The organism is Streptomyces sp. CB01580 (assembly GCF_001905795.1).
GTDB lineage: Bacteria > Actinomycetota > Actinomycetes > Streptomycetales > Streptomycetaceae > Streptomyces.
On sequence record NZ_LIXJ01000001.1, the window covers coordinates 280806 to 296626 of the forward strand.

The 15821-nt window shown below is 71.3% G+C and carries 16 protein-coding genes; 14 read left to right on the top strand and 2 right to left on the bottom strand.

Annotated elements, in window-relative coordinates; translation table 11 throughout:
* Positions 1–179: 179 nt before the first annotated feature.
* Both hypB and AMK22_RS00965 read right to left on the bottom strand, forming a co-directional pair.
* Positions 180–1142: a hydrogenase nickel incorporation protein HypB gene (gene hypB, locus AMK22_RS00960; RefSeq protein WP_073781256.1), complete on the bottom strand. Its 963-nt coding sequence runs from the start codon at positions 1140–1142 to the stop codon at positions 180–182.
* Positions 1143–1146: 4 nt separating this feature from the next.
* On the bottom strand, positions 1147–1515 hold the full coding sequence (locus AMK22_RS00965) for a hydrogenase maturation nickel metallochaperone HypA/HybF (RefSeq protein WP_199883088.1): 369 nt from the start codon (positions 1513–1515) through the stop codon (positions 1147–1149).
* A gap of 193 nt (positions 1516–1708) precedes the next feature.
* Between AMK22_RS00965 and AMK22_RS00970 the strand changes: the two genes are divergently transcribed.
* From AMK22_RS00970 to AMK22_RS01030, 14 genes are all read left to right on the top strand, one after another.
* Positions 1709–2764: a hydrogenase expression protein HypE gene (locus AMK22_RS00970; protein WP_073781257.1), complete on the top strand. Its 1056-nt coding sequence runs from the start codon at positions 1709–1711 to the stop codon at positions 2762–2764.
* Between the two features lie 60 nt (positions 2765–2824).
* Positions 2825–4597, top strand: a complete 1773-nt coding sequence (locus AMK22_RS00975; RefSeq protein ID WP_073781258.1) for a nickel-dependent hydrogenase large subunit — start codon at positions 2825–2827, stop codon at positions 4595–4597.
* A gap of 1 nt (position 4598) precedes the next feature.
* Positions 4599–5579 carry a NifU family protein gene (locus AMK22_RS00980; RefSeq protein WP_199883089.1) on the top strand — a complete coding sequence of 327 codons (981 nt, stop codon included), beginning with the start codon at positions 4599–4601 and terminating at the stop codon, positions 5577–5579.
* On the top strand, positions 5576–6274 hold the full coding sequence (locus AMK22_RS00985) for a DUF5947 family protein (protein ID WP_073781260.1): 699 nt from the start codon (positions 5576–5578) through the stop codon (positions 6272–6274). The genes AMK22_RS00980 and AMK22_RS00985 overlap by 4 nt, the downstream gene beginning before the upstream one ends.
* A 28-nt stretch (positions 6275–6302) precedes the next feature.
* Entirely contained in the window at positions 6303–6989 is a 687-nt protein-coding gene (locus AMK22_RS00990; protein ID WP_242433782.1) for a DUF6084 family protein, read from the top strand.
* Complete coding sequence (locus AMK22_RS00995) at positions 6986–8458, top strand: hypothetical protein (protein WP_073781261.1); 1473 nt, start codon at positions 6986–6988, stop codon at positions 8456–8458. Before AMK22_RS00990 ends, AMK22_RS00995 begins: the two co-directional genes overlap by 4 nt.
* Positions 8455–8574: a DUF6893 family small protein gene (locus tag AMK22_RS42210; protein ID WP_384412561.1), complete on the top strand. Its 120-nt coding sequence runs from the start codon at positions 8455–8457 to the stop codon at positions 8572–8574. Before AMK22_RS00995 ends, AMK22_RS42210 begins: the two co-directional genes overlap by 4 nt.
* A gap of 30 nt (positions 8575–8604) precedes the next feature.
* On the top strand, positions 8605–9132 hold the full coding sequence (locus AMK22_RS01000) for a hydrogenase maturation protease (RefSeq protein WP_073781262.1): 528 nt from the start codon (positions 8605–8607) through the stop codon (positions 9130–9132).
* A gap of 2 nt (positions 9133–9134) precedes the next feature.
* Entirely contained in the window at positions 9135–11714 is a 2580-nt protein-coding gene (hypF, locus tag AMK22_RS01005) for a carbamoyltransferase HypF (protein WP_073781263.1), read from the top strand.
* A gap of 47 nt (positions 11715–11761) precedes the next feature.
* Positions 11762–12058 (top strand): HypC/HybG/HupF family hydrogenase formation chaperone, encoded by a 297-nt coding sequence (locus tag AMK22_RS01010; protein WP_073781264.1) that lies wholly within the window; start codon positions 11762–11764, stop codon positions 12056–12058.
* Positions 12055–13158 carry a hydrogenase formation protein HypD gene (gene hypD / locus AMK22_RS01015; protein ID WP_073781265.1) on the top strand — a complete coding sequence of 368 codons (1104 nt, stop codon included), beginning with the start codon at positions 12055–12057 and terminating at the stop codon, positions 13156–13158. The genes AMK22_RS01010 and hypD overlap by 4 nt, the downstream gene beginning before the upstream one ends.
* Positions 13155–14252: a hydrogenase expression/formation protein HypE gene (gene hypE / locus AMK22_RS01020; RefSeq protein ID WP_073781266.1), complete on the top strand. Its 1098-nt coding sequence runs from the start codon at positions 13155–13157 to the stop codon at positions 14250–14252. The genes hypD and hypE overlap by 4 nt, the downstream gene beginning before the upstream one ends.
* Positions 14253–14969, top strand: a complete 717-nt coding sequence (locus AMK22_RS01025) for a DUF6390 family protein (RefSeq protein ID WP_073781267.1) — start codon at positions 14253–14255, stop codon at positions 14967–14969.
* Between the two features lie 89 nt (positions 14970–15058).
* The gene (locus AMK22_RS01030) at positions 15059–15721 is read left to right on the top strand and encodes a dienelactone hydrolase family protein (protein ID WP_107430442.1); all 663 of its coding nucleotides are present in this window, start codon (positions 15059–15061) and stop codon (positions 15719–15721) included.
* The last annotated feature ends 100 nt before the right edge of the window (positions 15722–15821 follow it).

Consider the following 15821-nt stretch of genomic DNA (forward strand, 5'->3'; position numbering starts at 1 on the left):
AGCACCCCGTACAGCCGACCCTCCGCGGCGGCAGCGTCGGCCGTCCCGTCCGCCTTCCGCCGCCCGGCCGTCGGCTTCGTCCACCGCCCCGGTCTCGGAGATCGCGGAGCGCCCGTCCGCCTCGCTTCGAGACTCATGAGAACGGGCCACCGCGGGAGCGGGGTCCGACCGAGGCCGGGTCAGCGCACTGCCCGACGATGCCGCTCGTCCAGCCAGTCGTACCAGTCCGGCACCCCCTCTCCCGTGGTCGCCGAGACCCTGAGCACCCGCAGGCCCGGGTTGACGGACGTGGCGTACTTCTCGCACTGGTCGGGGTCGAAGTCGACGTACGGGAGCAGGTCGATCTTGTTGATGATCAAGAGGTCCGCGACCGCGAACATATGGGGGTACTTGATCGGCTTGTCCGTACCCTCCGTGACCGAGATGATCACGACCCGGCCGTCCTCCCCGAGGTCGAAGAGTGCGGGACAGACCAGGTTGCCCACGTTCTCGACGAGGACCAGCGATCCGGGCCGCGGGGCGAGGGCCGTGAGCGCGTCCCGCGTCATCTCCGCGTCGAGGTGACAGCCCGCACCGGTGTTGATCTGTACGACGTCACCGCCCGCGCCCCCGATGCGCTCCGCGTCGAGCGTCGTCTCCTGGTCCCCCTCGATCACCGCGACCGAACGGCCCCGACCGGTCAGCTCCCTGACGGTGCGTTCGAGGAGGGTGGTCTTGCCCGCACCGGGCGAGCTCATCATGTTCACTGCCACGATGTCCCGTTCGGCGAGCCAGCCACGGTTCCGCGCGGCCAGTTTCTCGTTCTTGGCGAGCACCCTCTCTTCGAGCGTGACGGTCTCCCCGTCGGGCGTGGTGGTCCCGCCTCCCCCGGTCGCCCCGTGGGCGGCGGCCGACGGAGTGAGCGGCGCGGGTCCCCGCGCGAGGTCGTGGCCGTGCCCGACGTGGCCGTGGCCGTGCCCGCCGTGGTCATGGCCGTGGTCGTGGCCGTCATGGCCGTGTGCCTCGTGGTCATGACCGTGGCCGTCATGACCGCCCTGAGCGTGCCCGCCGTTCGGGTGCGCGTGCGGTCGGGTGAATCCGGTGATCCGGGTACCTCCGCCGCCCTCGCCGCCACCGTCCGCACAACCGCAAGTACCGCACATGCCGTCAGCCCACTCTCATAGAGACGATCTGCAACTCCCGGCCCGACGTGACGTCCACGTCGGAACTGCCGCACGGACACAGCAATACAAGATCGTTCAGGAGGAAGTCGGTCTCACACGCCCGGCAGTGCGCCCTTCCGGGCACGTGATCGATCTCCAGGAGCGCGTCCTCCGCGGCCGTTCCCGCGGTCGTCAGGTCGAAACAGAACCGCATCGCTTCGGGCACCACGGCGGTCAGTATCCCCACCCGCACCCTGACTGCCCGTACCGGCCTTCCGTCGGCGCGCTCGCACACCGCTTCGACGATGCCCTGAGTGATTGACAATTCATGCATCAGCGCCTCACTCTGCCTCACTCTCCGGAATTCACTCACGTGGACGCGACCACCGAGAGGAAAGCGATTCCCCGCCGGAGAATCTTATGTTGACAGGAGATCACGGCTGATCCTAGATGGTAACAATTCGCGTGACGCCGCATTCACCACAGGTGGCAGCACCATCCCCACGTCCGACACCTCATTCCTCACGTCCGACAGCAAGCGGTTCGAGACCGGAAGGCAGCGGGCCATGCCGACAGAAGCAGCGATAAAAGCGGAGAACACTCTCATCCATGTGCTGTGGATCAACGCGGGGCTGAGTTGTGACGGGGATTCCGTCGCCCTGACCGCCGCCACGCAGCCCAGCATCGAGGAGATCGCGCTCGGCGCACTGCCCGGGCTGCCGCAGATCGCGGTGCACTGGCCACTCATCGACTTCGAGAGCGGGCCGCACGGGGGCGCCGACGACTTCATGGAGTGGTTCTTCAAGGCCGATCGCGGCGAACTGGACCCGTTCGTCCTGGTGGTCGAGGGGTCGATCCCCAACGAGCGGCTGCACGACGAGGGGTACTGGTGCGGCTTCGGCAACGACCCGGACACCGGTCAGCCCGTGACCACCAGTGAATGGCTCGACCGGCTGGCCCCCAAGGCCACCGCGATCGTGGCGGCCGGCACCTGCGCCACGTACGGCGGGATCCACGCCATGGCGGGCAATCCGACCGGCGCGATGGGGGTGCCGGACTACCTGGGCTGGGACTGGAAGTCCCGGGCCGGGGTGCCGATCGTGTGCGTCCCGGGTTGCCCCATCCAGCCGGACAACCTCTCGGAGACGCTCACCTACCTGCTCTACATGGCCACCGACCAGGCCCCCATGATCCCCCTCGACGAGGCGCTGCGCCCGGTCTGGCTGTTCAGCAGCACGGTGCACGAGGGATGCGACCGGGCCGGCTACTACGAGCAGGGCGATTTCACGACGGAATACGGCTCACCCGAATGCATCGTGAAACTCGGCTGCTGGGGCCCCGCCGTGAAATGCAATGTGCCCAAGCGGGGCTGGATGAACGGCATCGGCGGCTGCCCCAATGTCGGTGGAATCTGCATCGGCTGCACCATGCCGGGATTCCCCGACAAATTCATGCCGTTCATGGACGAGCCGCCGGGAGCCCGGCTCTCGTCGAATGCGGTGAAGCCGTACGGCACGACGATGCGGCGACTGCGGGGCATCACCACGCACACGCTCGACCGCGAACCCAAGTGGCGCAAGCGCGGCAAAAAACTGACGACCGGGGCCACGCGCACCTGGTGACCGCGTATCCATGAACCGGCCCGGCCGGAAACGCACCGACACGGAAGAAGAGGCGGCCCCATGACGGCGATCAGCCAGGGCAAGGACGAACTGGTGGAGATGGCGTGGGATCCCATCACCCGGATCGTCGGAAGTCTGGGCATCTACACGAAGATCGACTTCAAGCAGAAGATCGTTGCCGAGTGCCACAGCACCAGCTCGATCTTCCGCGGCTATTCGGTCTTCATGAAGGGCAAGGACCCGCGCGACGCCCACTTCATCACGAGTCGGATCTGCGGAATCTGCGGCGACAACCACGCCACGTGTTCCTGCTACACGCAGAACATGGCGTACGGGGTGAAGCCGCCGCACCTCGGCGAGTGGATCGTGAATCTCGGCGAGGCCGCCGAGTACATGTTCGATCACAACATCTTCCAGGAGAACCTGGTCGGGGTCGACTACTGCGAGAAGATGGTCGCCGAGACCAATCCCGGCGTGCTCGAACAGGCCAACCGCACGCCTTCCCCGCACGCTGGGGACCACGGGTACCGGACCATCGGCGACATCATGCGCTCGCTGAACCCCTTCACCGGTGAGTTCTACCGCGAGGCCCTCCAGGTCAGCCGGATGACCCGTGAGATGTTCTGCCTGATGGAGGGGCGTCACGTCCATCCGTCCACGCTCTACCCGGGCGGTGTGGGCACGGTCGCGACCGTCCAGCTGATGACGGACTACATGACCCGGCTCCAGCGGTACGTGGAGTTCATGAAGAAGGTCGTGCCCATGCACGACGACCTCTTCGACTTCTTCTACGAGGCCCTGCCGGGGTACGAGCAGGTGGGCAACCGCCGTGTCATGCTCGGCTGCTGGGGCTCGTTCCAGGACCCGGAGCACTGCAACTTCTCGTACGGGGACATGACTTCCTGGGGCCGGAAGATGTACGTGACCCCCGGTGTCGTCGTCGACGGGAAGCTCGTCACCACCGACCTGGTGAAGATCAACCTCGGCATCCGCATCCTGCTCGGCTCCTCGTACTACCGGGACTGGGAGGAGCAGGAGATGTTCGTGACGAACGACCCGCTCGGCAATCCGGTCGACCGGCGCCACCCCTGGAACCAGCACACCAACCCGCAGCCCCAGAAGCGCGATCTGGACGGCAAGTACAGCTGGGTCATGTCGCCGCGCTGGTTCGACGGCAAGGACTACCTCGCGCTCGACACCGGCGGCGGTCCCCTGGCCCGGCTCTGGGTCACCGCCCTCGCGGGCCTCGTCGACATCGGATACGTCCGGGCCACCGGCAGCAGTGTGAAGATCAACCTCCCGAAGACCGCGCTCAAGGGCCCGGTCGAGCTGGAGTGGCACATCCCGCGATGGAGCAACACCATCGAACGCAACCGGGCGCGCACCTACTTCCAGGCGTACGCCGCCGCCTGCGCGCTGCACTTCGCGGAGAAGGCGCTCACGGAGATCCGGGCCGGCCGGACCCGGACGTGGGAGAAGTTCGAGGTGCCGGAGGAGGGCATCGGCTGCGGCTTCACCGAGGCCGTGCGCGGAGTGCTGTCGCACCACATGGTGATCAGGGACGGCAAGATCGCCAACTACCACCCGTACCCGCCGACCCCGTGGAACGCGAGTCCGCGCGACACGTTCGGGACGCCCGGGCCCTACGAGGACGCGGTGCAGGGCCAGCCGATCTTCGAGGAGAACGACCGGGAGAACTTCAAGGGCATCGACATCATGCGCACGGTGCGCAGTTTCGACCCCTGTCTGCCGTGCGGCGTGCACATGTACCTCGGCCAGGGCAAGAAGCTGGAGCTGCTGCACTCCCCCACCCAGTCCGCGGGCAGTGAGTGACGTGGCGGAGCCGCAGACGTCCCCTCCCCCGGCCTCCGAGCCCTGGCGGACGACCGGCGAGCGCATCGAGAGCCTGCTCACCGCCTGTGCGGCGGGAGGGACCGCGGCCCGTGAACGCGGCGAGGAACTGGTCCGGCTCGTGACCGACTTCTACGGCGCCGGACTCGAACGGCTCCTCGACCTGGTCCACGCGCACGGCCGGCTGGACGACCCGCTCCTGGCCGCCCTCGCCGCCGACGACCTGGTGGCCGGCATGCTCCTGGTGCACGGGCTGCACCCCTACGGTGTGGAGGACCGGGTCGAGAGCGCGCTGGCGAGCGTGCGTCCGTATCTCGGCTCGCACGGCGGCGATGTGGAACTGCTCGGGGTCACGGACGACGGTGCCGTACGGCTGCGGCTGCTGGGCACCTGCGACGGCTGCCCGTCGTCCTCCGCCACGCTCGCGCTCGCCGTGCGCGGCGCGGTCGAGGCGGCGGCACCGGAGATCACCATGATCGAGGTCGAACCCGCGAGCGGCAGCACGGGGACCACCGCGGCTCCGGGGCCGTTGGTGGCGGTGGACTCGCTGTACTCCCGGCTGCGCGAGGCGGGGCCGCCGGACGGCAGCGGCGAGGACGCCGGCGCGGTCTGGGAACCGGTCCCGGCCCTGGTCGCGCTGGGCTCCGGCGAGGTCGAACGGCTCAGCACCGGCGGATTCCCCTTGATCGCCTGCCGGATCGGCACCGACCTGTTCGCGTTCCACGACCGGTGTGCCCGGTGCGAGCGGCCCATGGAGGGCGCGACGCTGGCCCGGCGCCTGGGCGGCGGTCCGGACGACGGAGTCCTGCGCTGTGCCACCTGCCGTGCCCACTACGACGTCCGGCGGGCAGGCGCCTGCCTCGACGCGGACGCCGACGGGGCACACCTGGACCCGTTGCCCCTGCTGGTGGACGGGGCCTCCGCCTCGGTCGCCGTGCCGTCCGCACCCGTGGCCGCCCCGTGAGCGCGCCCAGGGGCCGTTCCGGATCCCCGGCCGCGGTGCTGCTCCGGATCGGCCGTGACCGTCCCGAGCCGGTCACCGGCGAGCGCTGCGAGATGTGCGCGGCTCCGGCCGCGGAGGAGCACCGGCACGTGGTGGACCTGGAGAGCCGCTCCCTGATGTGCTGCTGCCGGTCCTGCCATCTGCTGTTCACGGACGAGGGGGCGCGGCAGCGCTATCGCGCGGTCCCCGACCGGTATCTGCGCTTCGAGGGACTCTCGCCGGACGCGCGGGCGTGGGACGCGTTGCGGATCCCGGTGGGCCTGGCCTTCCTGTTCCGCGACTCGACACGGGACCGCACCGTCGCCTTCTATCCCGGCCCGGCCGGGGCGACGGAGTCCGAACTGCCGCTGGACTCCTGGGCGGCACTGGTGGAGGCCGACCCCGCGTTGTCGACGGTGCGTCCCGACGTCGAGGCGCTCCTCGTCCGCCGGAACGACGGGGGTGGTCGTGAGGGCGTGTCCTCGTGCCACCTGGTGCCGATCGACGCCTGTTACGAACTGGCCGGCCGGCTGCGCACGTTGTGGCGGGGATTCGACGGCGGCCGGGAGGCGCACGTCGCGCTCGACGCGTTCTTCGAACGGGTCGACGCCCGCAGCAGGCCGGTGAGCACGGACAGGACGGCCTCCGGGCCCGCGGGCAGGGGTGGTCCCTCGTGAACGGGCCCGCGGGCAGGGGTGGTCCCTCGTGAACGGGCCCGCGTCCGGCGGACTGGCGTTCTCGGTTCGCGACATCGTCGCCGAGCCGTACACGGCGGCGCCGCAGCTGACGGCACGGCTGAGGATCGAGGACGGCACGGGCGAGCGGATCCACGCGATCGTGCTGCGCTGCCAGGTCCGCATCGAACCGCAGCGCCGCCCCTACGACCGGGCCGAACAGGACGCGCTCCAGGGCCTGTTCGGCGGGCGGGAGCGGTGGTCGAGCACGCTGCGCCCGTTCCTGTGGATGCGGTGCGACACAACGGTGCAGGGGTTCACCGGTTCCACCGAGACCGACCTCGCGCTGCCGTGCAGCTACGACTTCGACGTCGTGGGCTCGCGATATCTGCACGCGCTCGGGGACGGGGCGGTGCCGCTCGGTCTGCTCTTCTCGGGCACCGTCTTCACCTCGGGAGGAGGCCGCGCCGGATTCGGTGTACGGCAGGTTCCCTGGGACTGCGAGGCGCGCTATCACCTGCCGGTCGACGTGTGGCGTCAGGTGATCGCGTCCCACTTCCCGCACTCCGGCTGGATCAGGCTGGATCACGACGTCCTCGCCGACTTCGCCCGATTCCGGGAGCGGCGCGGGCTGATCAGCTGGGACGAGACGGTTCGCACGTTGTTGTCGCAAGCGGGCGGCGGCGCCGCCGATGACCTCGACGAGGTGGTCCAGTGACCCGGACGAATCCCACGGCTCCGGCGGATCACGATCCGGTGCGCCGGATCGCCGACGCGGTGCTGTACGAGGGCTATCTGCTGTACCCGTACCGCGCCGGCTCCCACAAGAACCGGTCCCGCTGGCAGTTCGGTGTGCTCGGGCCGCCCTTGGCTGCGCCCGCGAGCTTCGCCGAGGATCCGGGCATGGCGATGGAGTGTCTGCTGTCCGTCCCGCCCGGCCCGCCGCCCGCGGGCGACGTGACGGTCCGGCTGCGCTTCCTCCAGCACCAGGTGCGTCAGGTGCGCAGGCGGGAGGCGGACGGCGGCCACACCGACGTCGATGAACTCACCGTGGACGGCGTGGCGTTCCTCAGCTGGGACGAGGCGGTGGAGCGGGAGGTGGACCCGGGGCCGGTACCGTTGAGCGGCTCGACCGATCGGCTCTGCTCCGTGCCCGGCGGCGAGGAGTGCGAACCGATCACGGACGCACGGGGAGTGACGGTGGGTCGGATCGTTCGCCGTCGCGAGCCACTGCTGGCCAGGGTCCGCACCCGTACGACGGAGGACGACGGATTCCTGCGGCTGTCGGTGTCGGTGGACAACGAGCACTCCATGACGGCCGCCGACAAGGAGTCCGCGGTCCGTGCCTCGCTGCTCGGCACGCACCTGCTGCTGCGGGCCCCGCACGGCGCGGAGTTCGTCTCCCTGCGCGAGCCGCCGGACGAGGCGGCCGCCGCGGTGTCGCGGTGCGAGCAGCGGCGGTGCTGGCCGGTCCTGGCGGGGCCGAAGGGCTCCACGGACACGGTGCTCGGCGCGCCGATCATTCTCTACGACCATCCGGAGATCGCCGAGCAGAGCCCGGGCGCCCTGTTCGACTCGACCGAGATCGACGAGATCCTGACGCTCCGGATCATGACGATGACGGACGAGGAGAAGGCCGAGGCCCGGGCCACCGATCCGCGGGCCCGCGAGATCGTGGACCGCTGCGACGCGATGGCGCCGGAGGACCTCCGGCAGCTGCACGGCCTGATCCGGTCTCCCGACACCCCGGCGGCGTGCCGGGAGGTGCCCGTCGCAAACCGGTTCGGGAGGAGGCCGGAGACCGTGCCGGACGGTCCTGCGGGCGGCGGCGCGCCGTGGTGGGATCGAACGGACGACGCCGGCGCGCCGCCGGGGTCCGAGACTGTCGTGATCGACGGGGTGCGCGTCGCCAGGGACAGCCTCGTGCGGGTGCGTCCGGCCCGCCGCGCCGACGCCCAGGACCTGTTCTTCGCCGGTCGGGTGGCGCGGGTGACGGCTGTGCTGCGCGATGTCGACGAACGCACGCACGTGGCCCTCGTCCTCGTCGACGACCCGGCGGCCGACCTGCACGAATGGTATGGCCGCTCCTTCTACTTCGCCCCCGACGAACTGGAGCCGCTGCCCGTCGGCGGTCCCGGAAGGGGCGTCCCCGGTCCATCGGAGTCCCCAAAGGAGAACCCATCGTGAAATCGCTCGGACTGGTCACCACGGGGGTGGTCGCCACGCTCGCCGTGGTCGCCGTCGTCGTCGGCGTGCGGTCGATCCCCGACATCCGCAGGTATCTCAGAATGCGCTCCATGTGAGTGCGTCACGCGCCGGGGAGGGGTTCTGACGTGTCCGCAGGAGTGCTCGTGGCCGGCGTCGGCAACCTCTTCCTCGGCGACGACGGCTTCGGCCCGGAGGTCGTGCGCCGGCTCGCCGCCGACTCCTGCGGCAGGCCGCTCCCGGCCGGCGTCCGGGTCGTCGACTACGGCATCCGGGGGATGCACCTCGCGTACGACCTGCTCGACGGATACGACGCGCTGGTGCTGGTCGACGCCTGTCCCGGCGGCGGAGCGCCTGGTGAGCTGACGGTTCTGGAGGTCGGACCGGACGATCTCGGATCCGGTGAATTCGACGCACATGGCATGAATCCGGTTGCAGTGCTGGCAAATCTGGACCAACTAGGCGGTACGCTTCCGCTGACTCACGTCGTGGGCTGCATGCCCGCCGACGTCGACGAGGGCATCGGTCTCAGCGAGGCCGTCGCCGCGGCCGTCCCCCGGGCGGTGGAAACCGTGCGGGCGCTGGTCCATCGGCTGTCCGCGACCGCGCCCGGCCAGGAACCGGCCACCGCGCCCGACCCGCTCCGGAGGTCCTGATCATGTGTCTCGGCATTCCCGGACGCGTCGTGGAGATCGTCGAGGGATTCGCGGGCCAGCTCGCCCTGGTCGACGTGGAAGGGGCCCGACGCCGCGTCAACATCGGCATGCTCGAAGCGCCGCCGGCCAGCGACGACTGGGTGCTGCTCCACATGGGCTTCGCCACGCAGGTCATCGACGAGACCCAGGCGGCAGCCGCGCTGTCGGGGCTGGAACTGATGGGCAGCGGCCCGCGGGACGACGGCGAGGCGGACCGCCGCCAGGAGCGGGTCCGCCGCCGTTTCGAGGTGCGCGGCGTGGTGCAGGGCGTGGGCTTCCGCCCGTTCGTCCACGCCACCGCCACCGGCCTCGGCCTCGTCGGCTCGGTGGCCAACACCGGCGACGGGGTGGTCGCCGAGGTGGAGGGGGACGCCGACGCGGTCGCGGAGTTCGGGCACCGGCTGCGTACCGGACCGCCGCCGCTCGCCATGGTGGAGTCCGTGACGGAGACCGAACGGCCGCTCCGCGGGGGCGACGGGTTCACCATCGCGGACTCCGACGCCACCGGCCGGGCCCGCACCCTGGTCTCCCCCGACACCGCGACCTGCCGGGACTGCCTGACCGAACTGCGCGACCCGGACGACCGCCGTCACCGTCACCCCTTCATCACCTGCACCCACTGCGGTCCGCGGTTCACGATCGTCACCGGCCTGCCCTACGACCGGGCGGCCACCACCATGGCGGACTTCGCGATGTGCGAGACCTGCCGCGCGGAGTACGACGACCCGCGCGACCGCCGCTTCCACGCCCAGCCGATCTCCTGCCACGCCTGCGGTCCGCGGCTCGAACTGGTCCAGAAGGACGGCCGGTCACCGCTGCACCGCGACGAAGCGCTGCGCCGCGCCCGGGAGTTGCTCGCCGCGGGGCGGATCGTCGCGGTCAAGGGAATCGGCGGCTACCACCTCGCCTGCGACGCCCGTGACGAGGCGGCGGTCGACCGGCTGCGCCGCCGCAAACGCCGGGGCGGCAAGCCCTTCGCCGTCATGGTCGCCGACCTCGACGTGGCCGAGGAACTGGTGACCACGACCGAGGACGAGAAGCGCCTGCTCAGCGGGGCCGTGAAGCCCATCGTGCTGCTTCCCCGCCGCTCGCGCGCGGGCGCCGTCGGAGTCGCGGACGCCGTGGCCCCGGGCAGCCCGGACCTCGGCATCATGCTTCCGTACACCCCCCTGCACGTCCTGCTCCTCGGCCTCGACGGCGACGCCCCCGGCCCCGACGCACTGGTGATGACGTCCGGCAACCGCTCCGGCGAGCCGATCGTCACGGACGACGCGAAGGCACTGACCGAACTCGCCCCGCTGGTCGACGCCTGGCTGCGACATGACCGGCCGATCCGGGTGCCGTGCGACGACTCGGTCAGCCGCTTCGTCGCGGGTGCCGAACTGCCGGTGCGTCGATCGCGCGGATACGCGCCGCTCCCCCTCCCCCTCCCCTTCGAGGTGCCGCCGCTGCTGGCCGCGGGCGCCGACCTCAAGAACACCTGCGCGCTGGGCGAGGGCTCCCACGCCTGGGTCAGCCAGCACATCGGGGACATGGACGACCTCTCGACGATCGATGCCCTGTCCCGCACGGCCGACCATCTCGCGCTGCTGACCGGCGTCGAGGCCGAGCGGTTCGCCGCCGACCGGCACCCCGGCTACCGCAGCGGTGCCTGGGCCCGCACCCGCGCCGGGGCCCGTTCCGTGCACACCGTGCAGCACCATCACGCGCACATCGCGTCCGTGATGGGCGAGCACGGCCTCGGCCCCGAGGACGAGGTCATCGGCTTCGCCTTCGACGGCACCGGCCACGGCACCGACGGGGCGATGTGGGGCGGCGAGGTGCTGATCGCCGGGTACGCGTCCTACCGGCGGGCGGCGCACCTGGCGTACGTGCCCCTGGCCGGGGGCGACGCGAGCGTGCTGCGCCCGTACCGGATGGCGCTCGCCCACCTGCACGCCGCGGGTGTCCCCTGGGACGAGGGGATTCCTTCGGTCGCGACCTGCCCGCAGGACGAACGCGGGGTACTGGCCCACCAGTTGACGACGGGCCTCGGCTGTGTCCCGACCTCCGGCATGGGCCGGCTGTTCGACGCCGTGGCCTCGCTGGCCGACGTGCGGCACGAGGTGGCGTACGAGGCCGAGGCGGCGATGGCGCTGGAAGGGCTGGCACGGGCGGCATCGCCCGAGCCGGCCGGGCACGCCTACGCCTTCGGCACACGGTCCGTGCCGGGGGACGGCGAACCGCTGCTCGCGGACCCCGGTCCGGTGATCCGCGCGGTGGTGTCCGACGTCCGGGCGGGCGTGCCCGCGGAGGTGGTCGCAGCCCGTTTCCATACGGCCGTGGCCCTTCTCGTCACCCGTCTCGCCGAGCTGTGCCGGAAGCGGACCGGGATCGGTGTGGTGGCGCTGGGCGGTGGCGTCTTCCAGAACGCCGTTCTCCTGGAGGCGACCCGGACCGCCCTGTCGGCACGGGACTTCATCGTCCTGCGCCCGCGCCTGCTGCCGCCCAACGACGGCGGACTCGCCTTCGGGCAACTACTGGTCGCGGCGTCGTCCCGCTGATGTCCACGAGCGAATCCCATCCATGACCCGCAGAGAAGGAAGACACCATGTGTCTGGCAGTACCGGGGCGTGTGCTCCATACCGCCGAGGTCGACGGCGTCCCGATGGCGGAGGTCGACTTCGGCGGCGTACGCAAGGAGGTCTGTCTCCAGTACGTCCCCGACGCGGTGAGCGGCGAGTACGTCATCGTGCACGTCGGCTTCGCGATCCAGCGGCTCGACGAGATCTCCGCCCGGGCGACCCTGGCCGACTTCGAGCGGCTCGGGCTCCTGGAGGAGGAGTTCGGCGACGGCCTCGAAGCGGCCGCCGCACAGCAGTCCCCGAAGGAAGGAACCGACCGGTGAAGTACCTGGACGAGTTCAGCGATCCCCGGCTGGCCGAGCGACTGCTCGACCAGATCCACGCGAGCGCCACCCGGCCCGCGGTGATGATGGAGGTCTGCGGTGGCCAGACCCATTCGATCATCCGGCACGGCATCGACCAACTGCTGCCCGACTGCGTGGAGATGATCCACGGTCCCGGCTGCCCCGTGTGCGTGACGCCGCTGGAGATCATCGACCGGGCGCTGGCCATCGCAGCCCGGCCGGAGGTCGTCTTCTGCTCGTTCGGCGACATGCTGCGGGTACCGGGCAGCGGCCGGGACCTGTTCTCGGTGAAGAGCGCGGGCGGTGACGTACGCGTCGTGTACTCCCCGCTCGACGCACTGGGACTGGCCCGGGAGAACCCCGACCGGGAGGTCGTCTTCTTCGGCATCGGCTTCGAGACCACCGCCCCCGCCAACGCCATGACGGTGCATCAGGCGCAGCGGCTGGGCGTCCGCAATTTCTCGCTGCTCGTCTCGCACGTCCTCGTGCCGCCCGCGGTGGCGGCCGTGATGGAGTCCCCCGACTGCCGGGTGCAGGCGTTCCTGGCCGCCGGGCACGTGTGCAGCGTGATGGGTACCTCGCAGTACCCTTCGCTGGCCGAGAAGTACCGGGTCCCCATCGTGGTCACCGGCTTCGAACCGCTCGACATCCTCGAAGGCATCCGCAGGGTGGTGCTCCAGCTGGAGGAGGGCCGTCACGAGGTGGAGAACGCCTACCCCCGCGCCGTGCCCGCCTCGGGGAACCTCCCCGCCATGGAGATGCTGCGGGACGTCTTCGAGGTCACGGACCGGACGTGGCGCGGCATCGGCATGATCCCCGACAGCGGCTGGCGACTGGCGGAGAAGTACGCCGAGTTCGACGCCGAACGCCGGTTCGACGTGGCGGCGATCCGTACGTCGGAGTCGTCGCTGTGCCGGTCGGGCGAGGTGCTCCAGGGGCTGATCAAACCGCACGCGTGCCAGGCGTTCGGCAAGGAGTGCACCCCGAGGAATCCGCTGGGCGCCACGATGGTGTCCTCCGAGGGCGCCTGCTCCGCCTACTACGCGTACCGCCGACTGGAGCTGGTCGACGCGAAATGACCGAGACGACGAAGCACTCCCCCGCCCCTGCCCCGGACACCGGCCTCGACTTCGAGGGGTGGGTCTGCCCGGCCCCGCTGCGTGAGACCCCCGTGGTCGTGATGGGCCACGGCGGCGGCGGGGCGATGTCCGCCGAACTGATCGAGCACCTGTTCCTCCCGTCCTATGGCGCGGCGGCCGTCTCCGGGATGGGCGACTCCGCGGTGCTGACCGTCGGCGACGGCACACGGCTGGCCTTCTCCACCGACTCGTTCGTGGTGAAGCCGATGTTCTTCCCCGGCGGTTCCACCGGAGACCTCGCGGTGAACGGAACGGTCAACGACCTGGCGATGTCGGGCGCCGTGCCGCTGTTCCTGTCCTGCGCGTTCATCCTCCAGGAGGGCACCGCCCTGACCGACGTCGGACGGATCGCGCGCGACATGGGCTCGGCGGCCGAGGCGGCCGGGGTCCGGCTGGTCACCGGCGACACCAAGGTCGTCGACCGCGGCAGCGGCGACGGGGTCTACGTCACCACCTCGGGGATCGGCGTGATCCCCGACGGCGTCGACATCGGTCCGGGTCGGGCGCGCCCGGGGGACGCCGTACTGATCAGCGGCGACATCGGGGTGCACGGCATCGCGGTGATGAGCTGCCGGGAGGGCCTGGAGTTCGGTACGGCGGTGGAGAGCGACACCGCGCCCCTGCACGGCCTGGTCGCCGCGATGCTCGCCACCGGGGCCGACGTACGCGTGCTGCGCGATCCCACGCGCGGCGGGGTGGCGGCCTCGCTCAACGAGATCGCCCGCGCCTCGGACGTCGGCGTCGAACTGGTCGAGCGCGAGCTGCCCGTGCCGGACGCGGTGCGTGACGCGTGCGGCCTGCTGGGACTCGACCCGCTCCAGGTGGCGAACGAGGGCAAGCTGATCGCCTTTGTGCCCGCCGAGTCCGCCGACGCCGTGCTGTCGGCCCTCACGTCGCACCCCCTGGGCCGCGCGGCCCGCCGGATCGGCACGTGCGTGGCCGACCATCCCGGCATGGTGGTGGCCAGGACGGGCCTCGGCGGGTCCCGGGTGGTCGGCCTGCCGGTCGGCGAGCAGCTCCCGAGGATCTGCTGAGTGAGCGCGCACGGCGCCGCCCTGTTCGCCCGGTACGCCTACCCGCCCAACGAGCTCGGCTACTGCGGCCCCGCCGACGCCTCCGCCCTGCTCCGTCCCGAGGACACCGCGGTCGTCGAGCGTCACGCCCGCCGGTTCGAGGGCGCCTGGTGCTACCTGGAACTGCTCGCCGAGGCGGCCGGGCTCCCCGATCCCCTGGACGAGCGGGTGGTCGAGGCGTACTGGATCGGCAACGAGCTCCTGGAACGCACCGATCCCGCCGTCCTGCTGGCCCGGTTGCGCGAACGCTTCCGCGGCCAGGGGGGAGGCACATGGCAGGACGCGTCCGGCCGTGCCCGCGCCCACCACAGCTTCCAGGTCTTCGAGGTGTACCCCTGGACGCGTCTCCTGGTGGCCTCGAGCCATCCGACGGCGCTGTCCGTCCTCGACCGGTGCCGCATCCGCACGGGCGTGGTCCGTTCGGTCGGCGGCGAGCGGGCCGAGGTCGAGTCCCGGCCGCTGCTCTGGACGGGCGGCCGTCTGGTCCACGGGGCTCCGCTCCGGGAGTCCGTACGCTGGTCCACAGGGGGCCGTTCACTGGTCCCGGGGCTCGGTCCCGGGGATCTGGTGGCGCTGCACTGGGACTGGGTGTGCGACGTCCTCACGGAGCCGCAGGCGGCACGCATCGAAGCGGCGGAGGCCCGTCAGCTGGCGGCGCAGGGACTGACCGCCCGCTGACTCGACTCGCGCCGCCCGGCGGACGGGCGGCGGGAGCCGGGACGGGACGGGACGGGCACGACGGTCCTCCTGGGAAGGAGTGGGTGACGATGGTGGCCTCGGAGGCTGTTTCCGTACCCGTCGACGGATCGGTGATCGCCGGTGACCTGGCGCTCGGGCCGGGGGCGGGAGGTGTGGTGCTCTTCGCCCACGGCAGCGGCAGCTCGCGCCACAGCCCGCGCAACAGGGCGGTGGCCGCGTATCTGCGGGAGGCGGGGCTGGGCACACTGCTCCTGGACCTGCTGACCGTCCGGGAGGAGCGGGAGGACGTGGTGACCGGGCAGTACCGGTTCGACATCGGGCTGCTCGGCCGGCGGGTGGTGGCGGCGGTGGACTGGCTCGCGGCCCGGCCGGACTCGGCGGGACTGCCGCTGGGTCTCTTCGGGGCGAGCACCGGGGCGGCGGCCGCCCTGCTGGCGGCGGCGGAGCGGCCGGGGCACGTCCGGTCGGTCGTCTCCCGCGGGGGCCGCCCCGACATGGCCGAGGAGGCCCTGGACCGGGTGCGCGCCCCGGTGCTGCTGATCGTGGGCGGCGCCGACCAGGAGGTGCTGCGGTTGAACGAGGAGGCGGCCGGACGGCTGCGCGCTCCGCACCGGATCCACGTGGTCCCGGGGGCGACGCATCTCTTCGAGGAACCCGGAGCCCTGGAAGAGGTGGCCGAGGCGGCACGCCGTTGGTTCCTGCGCCCGGGAGGGGAAGAGGAAGAGGGCTGAGACCGGGCGTGGCGCCGCACCCCGCCCGGCCGGACCGTTGCGCGCGGCGGCCCGAGTCCACGAACGGCTGTGTCCGTGCCTTGTCGTGGCCGGACACAGC